The following is an 18,593-nucleotide window of genomic DNA, read 5'->3' on the forward strand; positions in this document are numbered from 1 at the left end:
GGCTGATTATTCGCCACCGTGTTTAACTATCGGAGCCAGCCGGGACGCCATCCAGTCGGCAATAAACGGCTGGGCGTCAGGGTTGGGATGAATACCGTCGTCCTGCATCCACTGCGGCTTTAAGTACACCTGCTCCATGAAAAAGGGCAGCAGCGGGATGGCGTGCTGCTGCGCCAGTTCGGGGTAAATGGCGCTAAACGACGCGGTGTAGCGGCGGCCGTAGTTGGCGGGCAGGCGGATCTGCATCAGCAGCGGCTCGGCGCCGGCGGCCTGCACGGTGCGGATCACCTTGTCGAGCGTCTGCCTGAGCTGCGCGGGGGGGAAACCGCGCAGTCCGTCATTGCCGCCAAGTTCCACCAGCACCCAGCGCGGATGATGCTGTTCCAGCAGCGCGGGCAGGCGCGCGAGCCCCTGCTGCGCCGTATCGCCGCTAATACTGCCATTGACAATACGCGTCTTTGGCTGCCACTTTTCATTGAGCAGGGCAGGCCACGCGGACGTTGCCGCCATGCGATAGCCCGCGCTCAGGCTGTCACCCAGAACCAGCAGCGTATCTGCCGCCGCGGCGCGACAGGTTAACAGAATCAGACACAGGAAAGGCAGATGCCAGCGGAAAACATACTTGAAGTTCATCATCTTAAGAAGTCCGTCGGTCAGGGGGAGCAGGAACTCTCCATCCTTACCGGAGTTGAGCTGCTTGTCAAACGGGGCCAGAGCATTGCCCTAATTGGCGAGTCCGGCTCGGGAAAGTCCACGCTGCTGGCGATCCTCGCCGGTCTTGACGACGGCAGCAGCGGTGAGGTCAATCTCCTCGGCCAGCCGCTGCATCAGCTGGATGAGGAGGCTCGGGCAGCGCTGCGCGCGCGCCACGTCGGCTTTGTCTTTCAGTCATTTATGCTGGTGCCGACGCTGAACGCGCTGGAGAACGTCGAATTACCTGCCCTGCTGCGCGGGGAGAGCGATCGGCAGGGCCGCGAGCACGCCCGGGCGCTGCTCGAACAGCTTGGGCTCGGCAAGCGCCTTCATCATCTTCCCGCCCAGCTCTCCGGCGGCGAGCAGCAGCGGGTGGCGCTTGCCCGGGCCTTTAACGGCCAGCCGGCGCTGCTGTTTGCCGACGAACCTACCGGTAATCTCGATCGGCAAACCGGAGACCGGATCGCCGATCTGCTTTTCTCCCTTAACCGCGAGCACGGCACGACGCTGATTCTGGTGACCCACGATCCGCAGCTGGCGGCGCGCTGCGACCGGCGCCTGCGGCTGGTGGACGGAACGCTGCGGGAGGAAGCATGATTGCCCGCTGGTTCTGGCGCGAGTGGCGCACGCCGTCGCTGCTGATTGTCTGGATGGCGCTGAGCCTGGCGGTGGCCTGCGTGCTGGCGCTGGGCAGTATCAGCGACCGCATGGAGAAAGGGCTCAGCCAGCAGAGCCGCGACTTCCTCGCCGGCGATAGGGTGCTGCGCGTCTCGCGTGAAGTGCCCGCAGCGTGGCTGGACAAGGCCCGCGCGCTGGGCCTGAAAGTCGCGCCGCAGGTCACTTTTCCGACCATGACCTACGCCGGAGATACGCCGCAGCTGGCGAGCGTAAAGGCGGTGGACGTGCTTTACCCTCTCTACGGCGAGCTGCAAACGCAGCCGCCGGGCCTCAAGCCGCAGTCGGGTAGCGTGCTGCTCTCCTCCCGGCTGATGGCAATGCTGAGCCTGAAAGCGGGAGACAGTATTGACGTGGGCGATGCGACGCTGCGCGTTGCCGGGATCATCGTCCAGGAGCCCGATGCCGGTTTTAACCCGTTTCAAATAGCGCCCGGCCTGATGATGAGCCGCGCCGACGTGGCCAAAACCGGGGCCATTCAGCCCGGCAGCCGCGTGACCTGGCGCTACAAGTTTGCCGGCAGCCCGCCGCAGATTGAGGCTTATGAGACGTGGCTGCTGCCGCAGCTCGGGGAGGACCAGCGCTGGATCGGCCCGCAGCAGGATGAAGGCGCGCTGGGCAAGTCGATGGAGCGCTCCCGCCAGTTTCTGCTGCTTTCGGCGCTGCTGACGCTGCTGCTGGCGGTGGCCGCCGTCGCGGTGGCTATGAGCCACTACTGCCGCAGCCGCTACGATCTGGTGGCGGTACTGAAAACGCTGGGGGCGGGCAGGGCGCAGCTGCGTAAGATCATTTTAGGGCAGTGGTCGCTGCTGCTGCTGCTTTCGCTGCTGACCGGCGGCGCGCTGGGGCTGCTGTTTGAAAAAGTGCTGCTATTACTTCTCGCCCCGGTGCTGCCGGGGGCGCTGCCGCCGGCAAGTTTGTGGCCGTGGACGTGGGCGGCGGGGGCCATGATTGTCATTTCGCTGCTGGTGGGCGCCCGACCGTGGCGCCTGCTGCTGGCTACGCGCCCGCTGCGGGTGCTCAGGCGCGATGCGGTGGCCAGCGTCTGGCCGCTGAAGATCTACATTCCGGCGATGGCGATAACGGTGGTTACGCTGCTGGGGCTGCTGATGGGCGGATCGATGCTGCTGTGGGCGGTACTCGGCGGCGCGGTGGTGCTGGCGCTGCTGTGCGGGCTGGCAGGCTGGCTGCTGCTGGCAGGGCTGCGGCGGTTGACGCTAACCTCGCTCTCCCTGCGCCTGGCAGTGAGCCGCCTGCTGCGCCAGCCGTGGTCCACAATGAGCCAGCTGGCCGCATTCTCGCTCTCCTTTATGCTGCTGGCCCTGCTGCTGGTGCTGCGCGGCGATCTGCTGGACCGCTGGCAGCAGCAAATGCCGCCGGACAGCCCCAACTATTTCCTGATCAATATTGCCCCGGAGCAGGTGGCGCCGGTTAAGACGTTCCTCGCTGAACATCAGGTCGCACCCTCGGATTTCTACCCGGTGGTGCGCGCGCGCCTGACGGAAATAGGCGGGAAAAGCACCGCCGGCAACCCCGACGAGGCGCTGAACCGCGAGCTGAACCTGACGTGGCTGGACCGGCCGCTGCAGCACAATACGCTGGTGGCCGGCAGCTGGCCGCCGAAGGCGGGGGAGGTTTCTATCGAAGAGGGGCTGGCGAAGCGGCTTGCTATTGGCATTGGTGATAAGGTCGGCTTTACCGGCGATACCCAGCCTTTTAGCGCCACCGTTTCCAGCATTCGCAAGGTGGACTGGGAGAGCCTGCGGCCCAACTTCTTCTTTATTTTCCCGCCGGGACCGCTGGATGCCCAGCCCCAGAGCTGGCTGACCAGCTTTCGCTGGAACGGCGATAGCGCGCTGCTGGCGCAGCTTAATCGCCAGTTCCCTACCGTCGGGCTACTCGATATCGGCGCGATCCTGCGGCAGGTAGGGGAGGTGCTGAGCCAGGTTAGCCGCGCGCTGGAAGTGATGGTGGTGCTGGTGACGCTCTGCGGCGTATTGCTGCTGCTGGCGCAGGTGCAGGTCGGCATGCGCCAGCGCCACCAGGAGCTGGTGGTGTGGCGCACGCTCGGCGCCGGGAAAAAGCTGCTGCGCCGCACGCTGCTGGTTGAGTTTGCGCTGTTGGGCGGCGTCTCGGGGCTGGTTGCGGCGGCGGGGGCGGAAGCCGCCCTCGGGTTACTGCAGAGTCAGGTATTTGACTTTAGCTGGCAGCCGGACTGGAGGCTGTGGGTGATTTTGCCCCTGTGCGGCGCGCTGCTGCTGTCGCTGTGCGGCAGCGGATTAGGGAACAGATTACTGAAAGGCACCGGGCTGTTTCGCCAGCTTGCCCGTTAATTAATTTCGGTGACTAATTAAGCAGTGGATATTTATCCACTGCTTTTTTATGAAATTGAGCACGAAAAAACAATTTTTAAATTTTAATCGCACTTTTTAATAAAATTTGAATAGCGAAAATCCGTGTGAAAACGGTAATATCCGCAATGTAAATGTGCGTAAAAAAAAGTGTATAAAAGCGTTCATATTACTGCAACATCGCAGTGCGTTAATGACCGCCGTACGTTATAAAAATTGATAAAACCCCTTATCCCCAAGGATTTTAAATGAAAATAAGAATTAATGCGTTGGCAGTGGCCGTCGGCGCGGCAGTGGCATTATCCTCCATGGCAGCACAGGCTGAGATTACGATCCTGAAACAGGATCCTCAGGCCGGCGATCCGCTGAGCCGCCTTAACTTCACCGTTGGGGGGAGTATCCGTCCGCAGTTCAATAATATGACCGGCGATGGTGATAAAGGTTCCTACAAACGTAACGGCTTTGACGGCGGCACCCGTTTCCGTTTCACCGCGGACTACTACCTGTTTGATGATATCAGCTGGCTGACCTACTACGAGCTGGGCGTGAACATCCCGAAAGTATTCGACTGGGATAACCACTACCAGAAAGGCGCGACCAATACCGATCGCCGTATGCTCTATACCGGCCTGAAGAGCGCCACCTGGGGCACCCTGACCTACGGTAAACAAAACAGCATTTATTACGATGTAGTCGGTGCCAAAACGGATATCTGGGACTACGACATGCTGGGCCAGGCGCCGGGTAACGGTATCAACGGCGACTATGACGGTTCTTACCGCACCCGCAACATGCTGAAGTACAAGAAAGCGATCGGCGATGTTGACCTGTACGTTTCTTACCTGTTCAACGAAAGCGACTACAACGTGCGCAGCGGCAAAGTCTACAATGGCTTTAGCTACGATCGTAAAGGCGGCGGCTCCATCGGTGTGGATTACCACATCACCAAGGACCTGACCTGGGGTACCGCGTGGAACTACACCCGCGCCAAAATGAAGAACTACAACACCGGTGACGATAACACCTTTAACCAGAATATCGTCGGTACTTCCTTTAGCTGGAAGCCGGATCAGTGGACCTTCACCGCGGGCGGCGGCTGGTACCAGAACTACCTGGTGACCAAGAAGCCGAAGAATGTTAACAACTACTTCGCCGGCGACGCGTGGGGTATTGAATATCTGGCGGGCTACACCATTCCGGTTGGCCAGTACGCGCTGAAATCCGTTATGCCGTACTTCATGGGTGACCGCATGGAGTACATCAACGGCAGCAACTACAAGCGCATTGATAACGGCGTGGGTGTGACGTTCCAGCTGGACTACGGTTTCCGCGTAGACTACGAACACGTCTTCACCTCCAGCACCGACAACCTGGGCGACATGAACCTGGTTCGTCTGCGCTACGATTTCTAATCGACGTTCTGCGTTATCGAAAACCCCGGATTTCCGGGGTTTTTTTATTTATATAACAGATGATGCTTCGGTCTGATTATATCAACTTAATTAGTATGGTTATGAATTACATCCGCGTTAATTAAAAACTCCGCGCCTGATCCCTTTCTTACTTTACCTTCTTTAATTACAGCTTCTTTTTATGATCGATAGCACAAAAACGCAATTCTCAAATTTTTAAAATAGCTTTTCAATAAAATGTAAGTAATCTATTTCTTAATACAATAAACGTGTCTCAGGACATGAAATAACGCAGGCCGCCTCAGGCGGCAACTGCATGAATTCCTGCGTCTTTACCTTCACAAGAAGGACGGCGTATCGCTATAGGGACGAACCTTCGCGCCTGTGGTGAAATTAAATTCTTTTGCAAGCCGACCATTAACCTTAACCGGGGAATTAAATGAAAATAAGAATGAATGCGCGCGCCGCCGCAGGCATCGCCGTGCTGATGACATCTGTCTCCTCCTACGCGGAAATAACCCTTCTCCAGGCCGATCCGCAACCGAACGATCCGCTGAGCCGCCTCAATTTTCAGGTAGGCGGCAGCATTCGCCCTCAGATGAATAATATTACCGGCGACGATGGCGCTAACGGCTATAAGCGCAACGGCTTCGACGGCGGCAGCCGCTTTCGCTTTACCGCAGATTATTATCTGTTCGACGACATTAGCTGGACCAGCTTCTACGAGCTGGGGGTTAATTTCCCGAAGTTGCTGAACTGGGATAACCACCACGCAAAGGGCGCTAACAACACCCAGCTGCGCCATCTGTATACCGGTCTGAAAAGCGATACCTGGGGCACGCTAACCTACGGTAAGCAGAACAGCGTTTATTACAACGTCATCGGGGTAAAAACCGACATCTGGGGCTACGACATGCTGGCCCAGGCGCCCGGCGTCGGGATCCAGGGCGACTACGACGGCACCTACCACGCCCGCGACTCCCTGAAATACATGAAGAAGGTGGGCGACGTCGACCTGTACGCCTCTTATCTGTTCCAGGACAGCAACTACCGCGTCCACAGCGGCAAGAGCTACAACGGTTTTAGCTACAAGCGCAAAGGCGGCGGCTCGCTGGGCGTGGATTACCACATCACCAAAGACCTGCTGTGGGGCACCGCGTGGAACTACACCCGCGCCGACATGCGCAATCCGGGCCTGGACGCGAGCAAGACCTGGGATCAGCACGTGGTGGGCACGGCGCTGAGCTGGAAGCCCGGCAACTGGATCCTGACCGCCGGCGGCGGCTGGTACAAAAACTTCCTGGTGCGCAAGCAGGGCGATAAGTCGGTTAACAACTATTTCGCCGGCGATTCGTGGGGCGTGGAATATCTGGCGGGCTACTCGATTCCCATTGAGCAGCACGGCCTGAAAGCGATTGTGCCTTACTTTATGGGCGACCGGCTGGAGTACATCAACGGCAGCAACTACAAGCGGATCGATAACGGCGTGGGCGTAACCTTCAAGCTCAACTACGGCTTCCAGCTGGAGTATGAGCATATGTTCACCTCAAGCACCGACAAGCTGGGCGACATGAACTACGTGCGCCTGCGCTACGATTTTTAATGGTCAAATGCCGGGCGCGCAGCGCCTCGCCCGGCTCTACTCCGGCTACTGGCGCAGCCAGTCGGCTACTTCCTGCCAGCGTCCCTGAAACAAGATCAGATCGGCCTTTTTTCCCAGCTGATAGCGGTACATCGGATCGTAATAGGCCTCCAGCAGCGGCCGGAGCCAGTCGAAGTGCGCATCGGTGGATCCGGACTGGCGCTGGACCGCCAGCGCGTGCTCCAGCCTGGCACTGAAATCGGCAAAGCGCGCCAGCCCGAGGCGGCGGCGAATGCCGAACAGGCCGTGACGCAGATACTCCGCGTACTCCTCCCAGCCCTGCTCCTCGCCGCGGGCGGCTAAAAAGTCCCGAAGCATGCCGGTAAAATACTCTTCGCGCAGGCGCTCCAGGCGGATCTCAAGCGGATCGTCTACCACCACCACGTTTGCCCGCGCCATGCTCAGGCGCAGCGGTTCCGGCAGATGGTTCGCACCGATGGTCGTGCCCTCATCTTCCAGCACCCAGCGGGGAGCAGATCGCTGCAGCATCTCCGTAGCCAGCGCATTTTCAAAGCTCGCCTGCGAGCGCTGCTCCCTGAGCGTGCGGCCAAACGACGAGCCGCGGTGGCGGGCCAGTCCTTCAAGATCGATGCCCTCAGAATTTTCACGCACCAGCAGAGTTTTTCCGTTGCCGGTGCAGCCCCCCACCAGCACCATGGGGCGCGAGGCATGCTCTGCAATGGCGCCTATCGCCGCCTGGCGCAGCGACTTGTAGCCTCCCTCTACCAGCGGCGCGGGCGTGCCTGCCTCCCGCAGCCACTGCTGCACGATGTGCGATCGCTGGCCGCCGCGGGCGCAGCACAGCCAGGCGTCCGGGTGCGCCTCAAGCGCCGCCTGCCACGCCGCCAGTCGCCGGGCGCGAATGTCGCCGTTGACCAGCGAGTGCCCGAGGGCCAGAGCCGCATCGGCGCCTTTTTGCTTATAGCAGGTGCCGACGGCGGCGCGTTCGTCGTCGTTCATCAGCGGCAGGTTTATTGCGGCGGGGACCGCGCCCTGGGCAAACTCTACCGGCGCGCGGACGTCAATGATGGGCGTTCCGGCAGCCAGTATGGCGCGGAAATGCGTCCCACTATTCATGGGTCAATCCTATTCTTCAACAAGCGTGAGGGGATTCTACGCGCAGGAAGGGGGCCGGGGAAGGGGATCCCCGGCGCGGGCATTAACTTAGCGTAGCCTGGGCCCAGGCGATGCCGCTGGAATAGTTCGGTGGCAGCAGGGTGGTCAGCGCCTCCAGCGTGGCGCTGAGCCGGCCGGTATCGCTGTCGTTAAGGTTCAGGTGACCCACTTTGCGCCCGGGACGCACCTCTTTGTCGTACCAGTGCAGGTGCACCAGCGGCAGCTTCAGCCAGTCATCGTTAAGATCGGTGCCAATCAGGTTCACCATTACCGACGGATTGTTGACTACCGGCGGCGGCAGCGGCAGGTCGAGGATCGCGCGCAGGTGCAGTTCAAACTGGCTGATGGAAGCGCCGTTCTGCGTCCAGTGGCCGCTGTTGTGCACCCGTGGCGCCAGCTCGTTGATAAGCAGCCCCGACGGCGTAACAAAGCACTCCATCGCCATTACGCCGACATAGTCCAGCTCGCTCATCACGGCGGCAAGCATCTCTTCGGCCTGTTCCTGCTGGCGGCTGTCGGCCTGAGGAAAGGCCACGCTCATGCGCAGGATCCCGTCCTGGTGCAGGTTGTGGGTCAGGGGATAAAAGACCGTTGTGCCGTTCTTCGCCCGGGCGCCTACCAGCGATACTTCGCCGCTAAATGCGATCCCCTGCTCGACGATACACTCCCCGTAGCACTCGTCCGGCAGCTGCTGCGTTTCATTCTGGCGCAGGCGCCACTGGCCGCGGCCGTCGTAGCCGCCGGTGCGGCGCTTGACGATCGCCAGCTCGCCGAGCATTTCAAAGACCGCAGGCCACTCGCTTTTGTCCGCCAGCAGCTGCCAGGGCGCGGTGGGAAGGCCGAGGCGGTCAAACAGGGATTTCTGGGTCAGGCGGTCGGCAACAATGGGAAAAACGTCGCGATTAACGAACGCCGGATGGCGCGCCAGCTCGCGGGTGAGGGCGGTTTCCGGCCAGCGCTCAATTTCGGCGGTGATGACGCTCTGCTGCACCGGTACCGCCTGCGGATCGGCTTCCAGCCCCACCGGCCAGACGGCAATACCCATCGGCTCGCCGGCCTGGCGCAGCATGCGGCCCAGCTGGCCGTTGCCCAGCACGCAAACCTGCTTCATGCCGCACCTCGCGGATCCGGATTATCCAGCACCTCGTCAGTCTGCGCCTTGCGCCACGCCACCAACCGCTGGTGCAGTTCAGCATCCTGTACCGCCAGCATCTGGGCGGCCAGCAGCCCGGCGTTAGCCGCCCCGGCTTTACCGATCGCCAGCGTGCCCACCGGAATGCCACGCGGCATTTGCACGATAGAGTAGAGGCTGTCGACGCCGCTTAATGCCGCGCTCTGTACCGGTACGCCGAGCACCGGTACCAGGGTTTTGGCCGCAATCATGCCCGGCAGGTGCGCCGCGCCGCCCGCGCCCGCGATAATCACCCGGTAGCCGTTCTCCTCCGCGCCTTCGGCAAAGCTGAACAGCTTGTCCGGCGTGCGGTGGGCGGAGACCACTTCAACATGGTGGGGAACGTTAAGGATTTCGAGGATTTCAGCGGCAAACTGCATGGTAGCCCAGTCGCTTTTGGACCCCATGACGATGGCGACTCGCGCCGGATTGTTGCGGGAAGACATGCGTCTTAAAACTCCTGTGGGTGTGGAACACACTGCTTTGAAGGCCACAAAGAATAGCATGGAAAAACCGCAAGGAAAACGGTTGCGCGGCGGCGTGTAAAGCGCGGGTAACGCCGCGGTTAGCAACAGGTGGCGAAACGGTAATCCATTTCACCCGCAGATAAGGTAAAGTAGGCGGCACCATTATCAGCGCCGCCTACAGAGGAGTTCGCCATGCTGAAAATCCTGCATACCCCGGAAGGGAAAAAATTTCTGACCGCCGTCGCGATTGTCTTTATCGTCGCGGTGACGGTGATTTCAAAAGTGACGTTTCAGGGCGTGGAAGATCAGTATGATTTGCCGATGAGCCAGTGGAGCGTGGGGATGTACTTTATTCAGGGCGCGTGGGCGGCCATCTACAGCGTCATGTTTACGATCATCGGCTCCCTGCCGTTTGGCTTTTATTTTCTGGGGCCGAAGGACGATCGCGGTTAGCTCAGAACGGGAAGGCGACCAGCTCCACATCTTCGCGGGTAATTCGGACCATAGATCCCTCGGTGTGCCACGCGCCCAGCACTACTCTTGAGGCGGGCTGGCCGTTGGCTGTCAGGGTATGCACCTTCGGGCGATGGGTGTGACCGTGGATCAGCCACTGTACGCTGTGCTTTTCCATTACCGCCGTGACCGCCTGCTGATTGACATCCATGATCGTCCAGTCTTTACCGCTGTTCGCCGCCCGGCTGCCGTTGCGCATCCGCCGGGCGATTTTGCGGCGAACAAACAGCGGCAGAAGCAGAAACAGCCTCTGCACCCACGGTTTATGCACCTCGCGGCGAAACTCCTGATACTGCTTGTCGTCCGTGCACAGCGTATCGCCGTGCATGATCAGCATCCGCCGGCCGTACGCTTCCAGCACATACTCTTCCGCCAGCAGCTGCATGCCGCTTTTGCGCGCATAGCGCTTGCCGAGCAGGAAGTCGCGGTTGCCGTGAATGAAGTAGCAAGGCGTGCCGGAATCTACCAGCGCTTTGATTTCTGCAGCGATTTGCTGGTGCAGCGGCGTGGTGTCGTCGTCACCAATCCACGCTTCGAACAGATCCCCCAGAATATAGAGTCCGTCGCTGCCGCGCGCTTCACCGCGTAAAAAACGCAGAAAACCGGCGGTAATCGCCGGTTCTTCTGCTTGCAGATGCAGATCTGCAATAACGTGTATCGCCACGAATTATTCGCTGACGGTAACGCTTTTGATGATTACGTCTTCTTTCGGAACGTCCTGGTGCATGCCGCTGCGGCCAGTGGAAACACCTTTGATAGCATCAACCACGTCCATGCCTTCTGCCACTTCGGCGAATACGCAGTAGCCCCAGCCCTGCATGTTCTCACCGGAGAAGTTCAGGAAGTCGTTGTCGGCCACGTTAATGAAGAACTGCGCGGTAGCGGAGTGCGGCGCCTGAGTACGGGCCATTGCCAGCGTGCCGCGGGTGTTTTTCAGACCGTTGTTGGCTTCGTTTTTGATAGCGTCTTTGGTTTCTTTCTGATGCATGCCCGGCTCAAAACCGCCGCCCTGAATCATGAAGCCGTTGATGACGCGGTGGAAAATCGTGTTGTCGTAGAAACCTTCGCGGCAGTAGTCCAGGAAGTTTTTAACTGTTTCAGGCGCTTTATCATCAAAAGTTTTGATAACGATGTCGCCGTGATTAGTGTGGAAAGTAACCATTTTTTCATCCTGTTCCGTTTACGTAGTGCGCAGTCCGCTGACGGACTGCATATAGGCGGTTGTTATAGCATAAGCCACCGCATGGATCACCCCGCAAATCAAGCTGATCCTCGTATCAATTACGGGTATCATACGCTTTTCATTCTCCACACACGTCCAAATGGAAACTTCGATGTTAAAAATCTTCAATACACTGACGCGCCAGAAAGAGGAATTTAAACCTATCCATGCCGGGGAAGTCGGCATGTACGTGTGTGGTATTACTGTTTACGATCTCTGTCATATCGGCCACGGCCGCACTTTTGTCGCGTTTGACGTGGTTGCGCGCTATCTGCGTTTTCTCGGCTATAAGCTGAAGTATGTCCGCAATATCACCGACATTGACGACAAAATCATCAAGCGTGCCAACGAAAACGGCGAAAGCTTCGTGGCGCTGGTGGATAGGATGATCGTCGAAATGCACAAAGATTTTGATGCCCTGAACATCCAGCGGCCAACTTCAGAGCCGCGCGCCACTCACCACATTCACGAAATCATTGAAATTACCGAGCGCCTGATCGCACGCGATCACGCATACGTGGCCGAGAATGGCGACGTAATGTTCTCGGTGCCGAGCGATCCGACCTACGGCGTGCTCTCCCGTCAGGATCTGGAGCAGCTGCAGGCGGGCGCGCGGGTTGACGTGGTGGACGTCAAGCGCAACCCGATGGACTTCGTGCTGTGGAAAATGTCGAAAGAGGGCGAGCCGAGCTGGCCGTCGCCGTGGGGCGCGGGCCGTCCGGGCTGGCACATCGAGTGCTCGGCGATGAACTGCAAGCAGCTGGGTTCGCATTTTGACATTCACGGCGGCGGATCGGACCTGATGTTCCCGCACCACGAAAACGAAATTGCCCAGTCAACCTGCGCCCACGACGGCGAGTACGTTAACACCTGGATGCACTCCGGGATGGTGATGGTTGACCGCGAGAAAATGTCCAAATCGCTGGGCAACTTCTTCACCGTGCGCGACGTGCTGAAGTATTACGATGCGGAAACCGTGCGCTACTTCCTGATGTCCGGCCACTACCGCAGCCAGCTGAACTACAGCGAAGAGAACCTCAAGCAGGCCCGCACCGCCCTGGAGCGCCTGTACACCGCCCTGCGCGGTACCGATCCGGCGGCCGCGCCGGCGGGCGGCGAGGCGTTCGAAGCCCGCTTTGTTGAGGCGATGAATGACGACTTCAACACCCCGGAAGCCTATTCAGTGCTGTTTGATATGGCCCGCGAAGTTAACCGCCTGAAAGCGGAAGACGCCGCTGCGGCCAACGCCATGGCGGCGCACCTGCGCAAGCTCTCCAGCGTGCTGGGCCTGCTGGAGCAGGCGCCGGAAGCCTTCCTGCAGAGCGGCGCGCAGGCCGACGACGGCGAAGTCGCAGAAATTGAAGCGCTGATCAAGCAGCGCCTCGACGCGCGCCAGGCGAAAGACTGGGCGGCGGCGGACGCGGCGCGCGATCGCCTCAACGAAATGGGGATCGTGCTGGAAGACGGCCCGCAGGGAACCACCTGGCGTCGTAAGTAAGCGCTACCGAGGCAGGCGCCCGCCTGCCTCTTCTTTTGCTGTTTTCTGCTTTACTCTGCTGGCAATCACGCGGATTCCCGAACCACCAGCTGCCCCGAGAGCGTCACCCGCTGAGGCGGCTGCCCGGGCTCTTTGAGCTGGCGCAGCATCAGCGCCGCGGCCTGGCGACCCGCTTCTTCGCTGGCGGATGAGACATAGGTAAAGGCGGGCGAGGTGAGGTTAACGTGCAGCATATCGTCAAAGCCTACCAGCGCCACCTGCTGGGTTAAAAACAGCTCTTTTCCCACGGTTCGCCCCACCTGGTGGATGCCGGAAATGGAGCCGATCATCGCAGCGGGCGAGTGGCACAGCAGGGCGGTAACCGCGTTATTTTTCTCCAGCAGCTGGCGGGTGGCGACCGCAGCAGCCCGGGTATCATCGCTGCTGGCGGGCGCATTTTCATCCCGCCAGGTCAGTCCGTTTTGCGCCATCGCGCTGCGAAAACCGAGCAGGCGCTGCTCGCGCAGCAGGCAACCTTCGCCTCCGCCGACGTAGGCGATGTTGCGGTGGCCGCGCTCTATCAGGTAGCGCACGGCCAGATGCGCCGCCTGGCGATTGTCGCACATCACCAGATTGCATTGCTCATCAATAGATGACCGGGAGACGGCAACCCGCGGCAGCGGGCAGTTGAGGAACGCCGGCGGCAGGCTGGCGCGAGGGCTGTCGGAGGAGAGATAAATTACCCCGGCGACGCCCTGCTGCTTGAAGGAGAGCAGGCAGCGTTCGAGCTGCTCCCCGTCATTTTGGGGATGGCCGAGAAAAAGCATATAGCCCTGGCTCTCCAGCGCCTGCGTGAGGCTGGCCATCACCTTGACAGCAAAGGCGTCGCTGAAATCGCGCAGAACAAGGCCTATCAGGTTAGAGGTGCTGGCCCGCAGGTTGGCGGCGGCGACGTTATGCACGTAGCCGATGGACTCAATTGCCGCCCGGACTCTGGCAATGGTCGCCTCGGATATTTTGCCTTTCTGGCGCAGCACCAGCGATACCGTGGAGACCGACACCCCCGCCTCGCGGGCAACGTCGATAATGCTGACCTTTTTCACATCTTCTCCCTGCAAAGCCTTTCTCAGCCGAAATAGCGCGCCTTCCGCCGGTCGGAAGACGCGCACAGACTGACACTGTTCCCGCTATTTGCCAATCATCGTCGACATCGTTTGGGCGATAAACTGCGCCCGGGCGCCGAAAATAACCTGTATTCCACTATCGCCGACGTACACCACGCCCCGGGCGCCGATGCCGTTGAGTCCGTCCCTGTCCACTCGTGCGTTATCGCTAACCTCAAGACGCAGGCGGGTAATGCAGGCACCGACCGAATCAATGTTTGACGCGCCGCCCAGCAGGGCGATTATGTCCGTAGCCAGCTCTGCATCAGTTTTATCCGCCGCGGTGGTGGTTACGCCGGTACGGCCCGGCGTTTTCAAGTCAAAGCGGCGGATCGCGAAACGGAAGGTGAAGTAGTAAATCAGCGCCATCGGCACGCCGACGAAGACCGCGCTGAGGAAGTTGGTCTGATAGCCGTTGAAAGAGGGCAGGATGCCGAACGACAGGTAGTCGATAAATCCCGCCGAGAAAGATTTGGCGATGTGGGCGTGCAGCAGATACATGCACATATACGACAGGCCCGCCATCACGGCGTTGAAGACGTACAGAATCGGCGCCACAAAGATAAAGGTAAACTCAACGGGCTCGGTGATGCCGGTTAAAAAGCAGGTCAGGGCGGCAGAGAACAGGATCCCGGCGGCAATCTTTTTGTTCGCGGTGTGGGCTTCATGGTACATCGCCAGGCAGGCCGCGGGCAGGGCAAAGAGCATCAGCGGAAACTCGCCCTGCATAAATTTGCCGGCGTTCTGGTAGCTGCTGCTGCTGAACGACTTCACGCCTTCTTCCAGCATTTTGAACCAGATAGTCTGGTCACCGTGGATCACCTGGCCGGTGGCCGTGGTGTAGTCGCCAAAGGAGTACCAGAACGAGGGATACCAGATATGGTGCAGGCCAAGCGGGATCAGCGCGCGTTCTACCAGGCCAAATATAAAGGTCGATGCGGCCTGATTATCACCGTTAATCACCACCGACAGCGCGTCAATGCCCGACTGGATATGCTGCCAGATATAGGGCAGCAGCAGGCCGAGAAGAAAGGAGAGAAACGCGGTGGCAATCGCGACAAAGCGTTTGCCGGAGAAGAAGCCGAGAAATTCCGGCAGCTGCAGCGTGTGGAAGCGGTTATAGCACCAGGCGGCGAGGATCCCGCAGATAAGGCCGCCGAACACGCCCATTTGCAGCGTCGGAATACCCACCACCATGGCGTATTTGCCGCCCTGAGAGGCCATTTCCGGCGTAATGCTCAGCACGGTACCGATGGTGATATTGGTGACGAAGACCGATACCGCCGCGGAAAGTGCTGCAATGCCGGATTCCGAGGCGAGTCCCACCGCCGAGCCGATAGCGAACAGCATCGGTAAATTATCGAAGATAACTCCGCCCGCGTTCATCATCAGCGGCAGGTGAAACTTATCGCCGAACGCCAGCAGCAGACCGGCCGCCGGCAGCAGCGAAATAGGCAGCATCAGCGCGCGGCCTATCATGGATAACTTCGACAGTGATTTTATAAAACCTGAGAACAGTTGCATGCGGAACTCCCCCGACCAGAACCCTGAGATGCGCATTTACAGCGCATTTGTTTTTTGAGTATAACGTTCTAGTAGAACGTTATACTCATGCTCCGGCAACGGGCCGCGTCGCGCAACGTAAATTTCACATTCATGTAAAGGATTTAGTGATTTCTTTGAAGCCGATCGAAAAATGGAGGGAAGATTCAGGCCGGACGCCGCCGGCCTGAGGGGCGTGCCGTCAGGCGGTGACGGTAACGCTCTGGCCGGAAAAGCTCACTGTTTGTCCGGCAATGATTTTGCAGCGCTTACGGGTTTCCACCGCGCCGTCAACGCTCACCAGACCTTCTTCAATCGCGATTTTGGCCTGCGCGCCGCTTTCGCTCCAGCCTTCCAGCTTCAGGAGATCGCACAGGGCAACGTGCGGGTGTTTGCCAAGGGAAAATGTGGCCATACTTATACGTCCTTAACGTCGTGATACTCTTCGCACGCCTGCAGCGTGTTCTGGATCAGGGTGGCGACGGTCATTGGACCTACGCCGCCCGGCACCGGGGTAATAAAAGAAGCGCGCGCGGCGGCGTCTTCGAAAATAACGTCGCCCACCACTTTGCCGCTTTCCAGACGGTTGATGCCGACATCGACAACAATCGCGCCCTCTTTGATCCACTCGCCGGGGATAAAGCCCGGTTTACCTACCGCAACCACCACCAGATCGGCATTTTCCACGTGCTGGCGCAGGTTTTTGGTAAAGCGGTGCGTAACGGTGGTGGTGCAGCCCGCCAGCAGCAGCTCCATGCTCATCGGGCGGCCGACGATGTTGGACGCGCCGATGATCACCGCGTTCAGCCCGTAGGTGTCGATATTGTAGCGCTCCAGCAGGGTGACAATCCCGCGCGGGGTGCAGGGGCGCAGGCGCGGCGCGCGCTGGCACAGGCGCCCAACGTTGTAGGGGTGAAAACCGTCCACGTCTTTATCCGGCGCGATACGCTCAAGCACCTTCACATTGTCGATGCCTGCAGGCAGCGGCAGCTGGACCAGAATACCGTCAATGTCGCGGTCGGCGTTCAGGGTATCAATCAGCGCCAGCAGCTCGGCTTCGCTGGTGGTTTCTGGCAGGTCGTAGGAGCGGGAGACAAAGCCCACCTCTTCGCACGCTTTGCGCTTGCTGCCGACATAAATCTGCGAGGCCGGATTGGTGCCTACCAGCACAACGGCCAGCCCCGGAGCGCGAAAACCGGCGGCAACGCGCGCCTTCACTTTTTCAGCAACCTCAGAGCGCACCTGCTGCGCAATCGTTTTACCGTCAATAATCTTTGCTGCCATCAGAGAGAGAATTCCGTCTGTTACTTGCGAAAGGGGGATGCGCATATTCTGGCAGAAGCCGGACGTGATGTCAGTCACCGTTTACGTTTTTTGCCCGGCTGGCGCGGTCTGGCGGCAATCGATGACCTCACCGGTGCTGTGTCTTTTCCTGTTGTACAGAATTTAGCCTGCGTTTTCTTACTGTCGATTAAGACGTCCCTTAGTCCAATGGCAGTCCTCGTACATAGTGCTTATTTCTTATATTGGCTATTTTACGCGGGCTGTTGCGAGGAATTATTTCCGTTCAGTAACAGATGCACCAAAGCGAATAGCTAAAAGAACGTTAGATGATCCTTAAAGGGACATCATCTGACGTTTTCGGCTGCTCGCGAATTTGATGATTAATGCGTTAAAAATTAATTCACTCTGATAAGGAAATAGAAATGAAAAAGGTAATTCTCTCTGCAGCAGTAGCATTCTCATTATCCGGAATTGCTGTTGCAAATGCCGCAGATACCAATGTTGGCGGCGGCCAGGTTAATTTCTTCGGTAAAGTGACCGATGTTTCCTGCACCGTGTCTGTCAATGGCCAGGGCAGCAACGCTAACGTTTATCTCGCACCGGTAACGCTGACTGAAGTGAAAGCCGCGGCGGCAGATACCTATCTCAAGCCGAAATCGTTCACTATTGATGTTTCTAAATGCCAGGCCGCCTCCACTACCAATAAAGACGGTTCAGTGACCGAGAATCCTCTGGGTGATGCCAGCCGCCTGGGCGTAAGCTGGACCGGCGGTAACCTGCTGGCCGGTGCATCTGCAAAACAGCAGGGCTACCTGGCGAACACCGAAACCTCCGGAGCGCAGAATATTCAGCTGGTTCTCGCTACCGACAGCGCTCCGGCCCTGACCACCAAAATCGTCCCGGGCGTCGCCACTCAGCCTAAAGCCAAAGGCGATCAGACTGCGGTTGCCGACGGCGCGCGCTTCACCTATTACGTGGGCTATGCCTCCAGCACCCCGACTACCGTTACCACTGGCGTGGTTAACAGCTACGCGACCTACGAAATTACCTATCAGTAATTCTCGCCTGCGAAATAAAGCTGCTCCGACTGGGGCAGCTCAAAAAATAATAGAGCGATTATCGCCGTCTTTTTTTATTTTATTCTGAGGTCAGCATGAAGCGTATTGCCTTTCTTTTGTGTGTCATTTTCAGCTTTTCTGCCAGCGCTAATAATATTATTGTCAACGGTACGCGCTTTATTTATCCGGGAAATGAAAAAGAGATTACGGTACAGCTTTCTAATACCGCCGATCGTCCGGCGCTGGCCCAGGCCTGGCTGGATAACGGTAATGCCGATGCTACCCCGGACACCATCACCACGCCTTTTATTATTACGCCACCCATTTCACGCGTTGATGCCAAAAGCGGGCAGACCCTGCGCATCAAGCTCGGCAGCGGCGCCGGATTAGCCAAAGATAAAGAAACCCTGTGGTGGCTCAATATTCTTGAGATCCCGCCGGTCACCGCCAGCCAGCAAAACGAAGGACAGAATGTCCTGCAGCTGGCGATCCGCTCGCGCTTCAAATTTATCTACCGCCCGACCGGGCTCGGTAACCGCGATGCTGCGGCCGAAAAACTGACGCTCTCTGCCAGTGGCGGCGCGGTTTCAATCGCAAACCCGACGCCGTTCTACATCACCGTTAACCGCATTGCCCGTAAAGATGGCAAGCCGCTGAATAACAAAACCGTGATGATTGCGCCGCGCTCCAGCCAGACCATTACCCTGTCGTCTGCGGTGCATTCGGGTGAAGCGCTGGCGGTAACCAATATCAACGACTATGGCGCCGATGTTGCGGTTAACGTCACCGTTAAATAAGGGACCTGAC

At 58.8% G+C, this 18,593-nt stretch carries 18 protein-coding genes; 8 read left to right on the forward strand and 10 right to left on the reverse strand.

Annotation, left to right across the window (positions count from 1 at the left end; translation table 11 throughout):
• Nucleotides 1–6: 6 nt before the first annotated feature.
• Complete coding sequence (gene tesA / locus QZ766_RS21740) at nucleotides 7–633, reverse strand: multifunctional acyl-CoA thioesterase I/protease I/lysophospholipase L1 (RefSeq protein WP_297207262.1); 627 nt, start codon at nucleotides 631–633, stop codon at nucleotides 7–9.
• On the opposite strand from tesA, the gene ybbA reads away from it, so the two are divergent.
• From ybbA to QZ766_RS21760, 4 genes are all read left to right on the forward strand, one after another.
• Nucleotides 604–1,290: a putative ABC transporter ATP-binding protein YbbA gene (gene ybbA / locus QZ766_RS21745; protein ID WP_297207172.1), complete on the forward strand. Its 687-nt coding sequence runs from the start codon at nucleotides 604–606 to the stop codon at nucleotides 1,288–1,290. The genes tesA and ybbA overlap by 30 nt on opposite strands.
• The gene (gene ybbP / locus QZ766_RS21750) at nucleotides 1,287–3,701 is read left to right on the forward strand and encodes a putative ABC transporter permease subunit YbbP (protein ID WP_297207175.1); all 2,415 of its coding nucleotides are present in this window, start codon (nucleotides 1,287–1,289) and stop codon (nucleotides 3,699–3,701) included. Before ybbA ends, ybbP begins: the two co-directional genes overlap by 4 nt.
• Nucleotides 3,702–3,967: 266 nt before the next feature.
• Nucleotides 3,968–5,131: an autotransporter domain-containing protein gene (locus QZ766_RS21755; RefSeq protein ID WP_297207177.1), complete on the forward strand. Its 1,164-nt coding sequence runs from the start codon at nucleotides 3,968–3,970 to the stop codon at nucleotides 5,129–5,131.
• 439 nt (nucleotides 5,132–5,570) lie between these two features.
• Nucleotides 5,571–6,734 carry an autotransporter domain-containing protein gene (locus QZ766_RS21760; RefSeq protein ID WP_297207180.1) on the forward strand — a complete coding sequence of 388 codons (1,164 nt, stop codon included), beginning with the start codon at nucleotides 5,571–5,573 and terminating at the stop codon, nucleotides 6,732–6,734.
• A gap of 45 nt (nucleotides 6,735–6,779) precedes the next feature.
• Here the strand turns inward: QZ766_RS21760 and mnmH are convergent, their stop codons facing one another.
• From mnmH to purE, 3 genes are all read right to left on the reverse strand, one after another.
• The gene (mnmH, locus tag QZ766_RS21765; protein ID WP_297207182.1) at nucleotides 6,780–7,850 is read right to left on the reverse strand and encodes a tRNA 2-selenouridine(34) synthase MnmH; all 1,071 of its coding nucleotides are present in this window, start codon (nucleotides 7,848–7,850) and stop codon (nucleotides 6,780–6,782) included.
• Between the two features lie 82 nt (nucleotides 7,851–7,932).
• Entirely contained in the window at nucleotides 7,933–9,000 is a 1,068-nt protein-coding gene (gene purK / locus QZ766_RS21770; protein WP_297207185.1) for a 5-(carboxyamino)imidazole ribonucleotide synthase, read from the reverse strand.
• Nucleotides 8,997–9,506 carry a 5-(carboxyamino)imidazole ribonucleotide mutase gene (gene purE, locus QZ766_RS21775; RefSeq protein ID WP_297207188.1) on the reverse strand — a complete coding sequence of 170 codons (510 nt, stop codon included), beginning with the start codon at nucleotides 9,504–9,506 and terminating at the stop codon, nucleotides 8,997–8,999. The genes purK and purE overlap by 4 nt, the downstream gene beginning before the upstream one ends.
• A 213-nt stretch (nucleotides 9,507–9,719) precedes the next feature.
• On the opposite strand from purE, the gene QZ766_RS21780 reads away from it, so the two are divergent.
• Nucleotides 9,720–9,980, forward strand: coding sequence for a DUF2534 family protein (locus tag QZ766_RS21780; protein ID WP_297207191.1), 261 nt, complete (start codon nucleotides 9,720–9,722; stop codon nucleotides 9,978–9,980).
• A gap of 1 nt (nucleotide 9,981) precedes the next feature.
• On the opposite strand, the gene lpxH is transcribed toward QZ766_RS21780, so the two are convergent.
• Nucleotides 9,982–10,704, reverse strand: a complete 723-nt coding sequence (gene lpxH / locus QZ766_RS21785) for a UDP-2,3-diacylglucosamine diphosphatase (RefSeq protein ID WP_297207194.1) — start codon at nucleotides 10,702–10,704, stop codon at nucleotides 9,982–9,984.
• A 3-nt stretch (nucleotides 10,705–10,707) separates the two neighbouring features.
• Nucleotides 10,708–11,202: a peptidylprolyl isomerase B gene (gene ppiB / locus QZ766_RS21790; RefSeq protein ID WP_297207196.1), complete on the reverse strand. Its 495-nt coding sequence runs from the start codon at nucleotides 11,200–11,202 to the stop codon at nucleotides 10,708–10,710.
• Nucleotides 11,203–11,374: 172 nt separating this feature from the next.
• On the opposite strand from ppiB, the gene cysS reads away from it, so the two are divergent.
• On the forward strand, nucleotides 11,375–12,760 hold the full coding sequence (gene cysS / locus QZ766_RS21795; RefSeq protein ID WP_297207198.1) for a cysteine--tRNA ligase: 1,386 nt from the start codon (nucleotides 11,375–11,377) through the stop codon (nucleotides 12,758–12,760).
• A gap of 65 nt (nucleotides 12,761–12,825) precedes the next feature.
• On the opposite strand, the gene QZ766_RS21800 is transcribed toward cysS, so the two are convergent.
• The 4 genes from QZ766_RS21800 to folD form a co-directional block, all read right to left on the reverse strand.
• The gene (locus tag QZ766_RS21800; protein WP_297207200.1) at nucleotides 12,826–13,842 is read right to left on the reverse strand and encodes a substrate-binding domain-containing protein; all 1,017 of its coding nucleotides are present in this window, start codon (nucleotides 13,840–13,842) and stop codon (nucleotides 12,826–12,828) included.
• Between the two features lie 84 nt (nucleotides 13,843–13,926).
• Nucleotides 13,927–15,426 carry a PTS transporter subunit EIIC gene (locus QZ766_RS21805; protein WP_297207203.1) on the reverse strand — a complete coding sequence of 500 codons (1,500 nt, stop codon included), beginning with the start codon at nucleotides 15,424–15,426 and terminating at the stop codon, nucleotides 13,927–13,929.
• A gap of 220 nt (nucleotides 15,427–15,646) precedes the next feature.
• Entirely contained in the window at nucleotides 15,647–15,859 is a 213-nt protein-coding gene (ybcJ, locus tag QZ766_RS21810) for a ribosome-associated protein YbcJ (RefSeq protein ID WP_297207206.1), read from the reverse strand.
• A gap of 2 nt (nucleotides 15,860–15,861) precedes the next feature.
• Nucleotides 15,862–16,728: a bifunctional methylenetetrahydrofolate dehydrogenase/methenyltetrahydrofolate cyclohydrolase FolD gene (gene folD / locus QZ766_RS21815; RefSeq protein WP_297207209.1), complete on the reverse strand. Its 867-nt coding sequence runs from the start codon at nucleotides 16,726–16,728 to the stop codon at nucleotides 15,862–15,864.
• Between the two features lie 422 nt (nucleotides 16,729–17,150).
• Here folD and QZ766_RS21820 point away from each other — a divergent pair, with 422 nt between their 5' ends.
• Both QZ766_RS21820 and QZ766_RS21825 read left to right on the forward strand, forming a co-directional pair.
• Complete coding sequence (locus tag QZ766_RS21820; RefSeq protein ID WP_297207212.1) at nucleotides 17,151–17,786, forward strand: fimbrial protein; 636 nt, start codon at nucleotides 17,151–17,153, stop codon at nucleotides 17,784–17,786.
• 95 nt (nucleotides 17,787–17,881) lie between these two features.
• A complete protein-coding gene (locus QZ766_RS21825) occupies nucleotides 17,882–18,583 on the forward strand; it encodes a molecular chaperone (protein ID WP_297207214.1) in 702 nt (233 codons plus the stop codon).
• Nucleotides 18,584–18,593: the final 10 nt, after the last annotated feature.

Origin of the sequence: uncultured Pluralibacter sp. (assembly GCF_913775985.1) — a bacterium.
GTDB lineage: Bacteria > Pseudomonadota > Gammaproteobacteria > Enterobacterales > Enterobacteriaceae > Pluralibacter.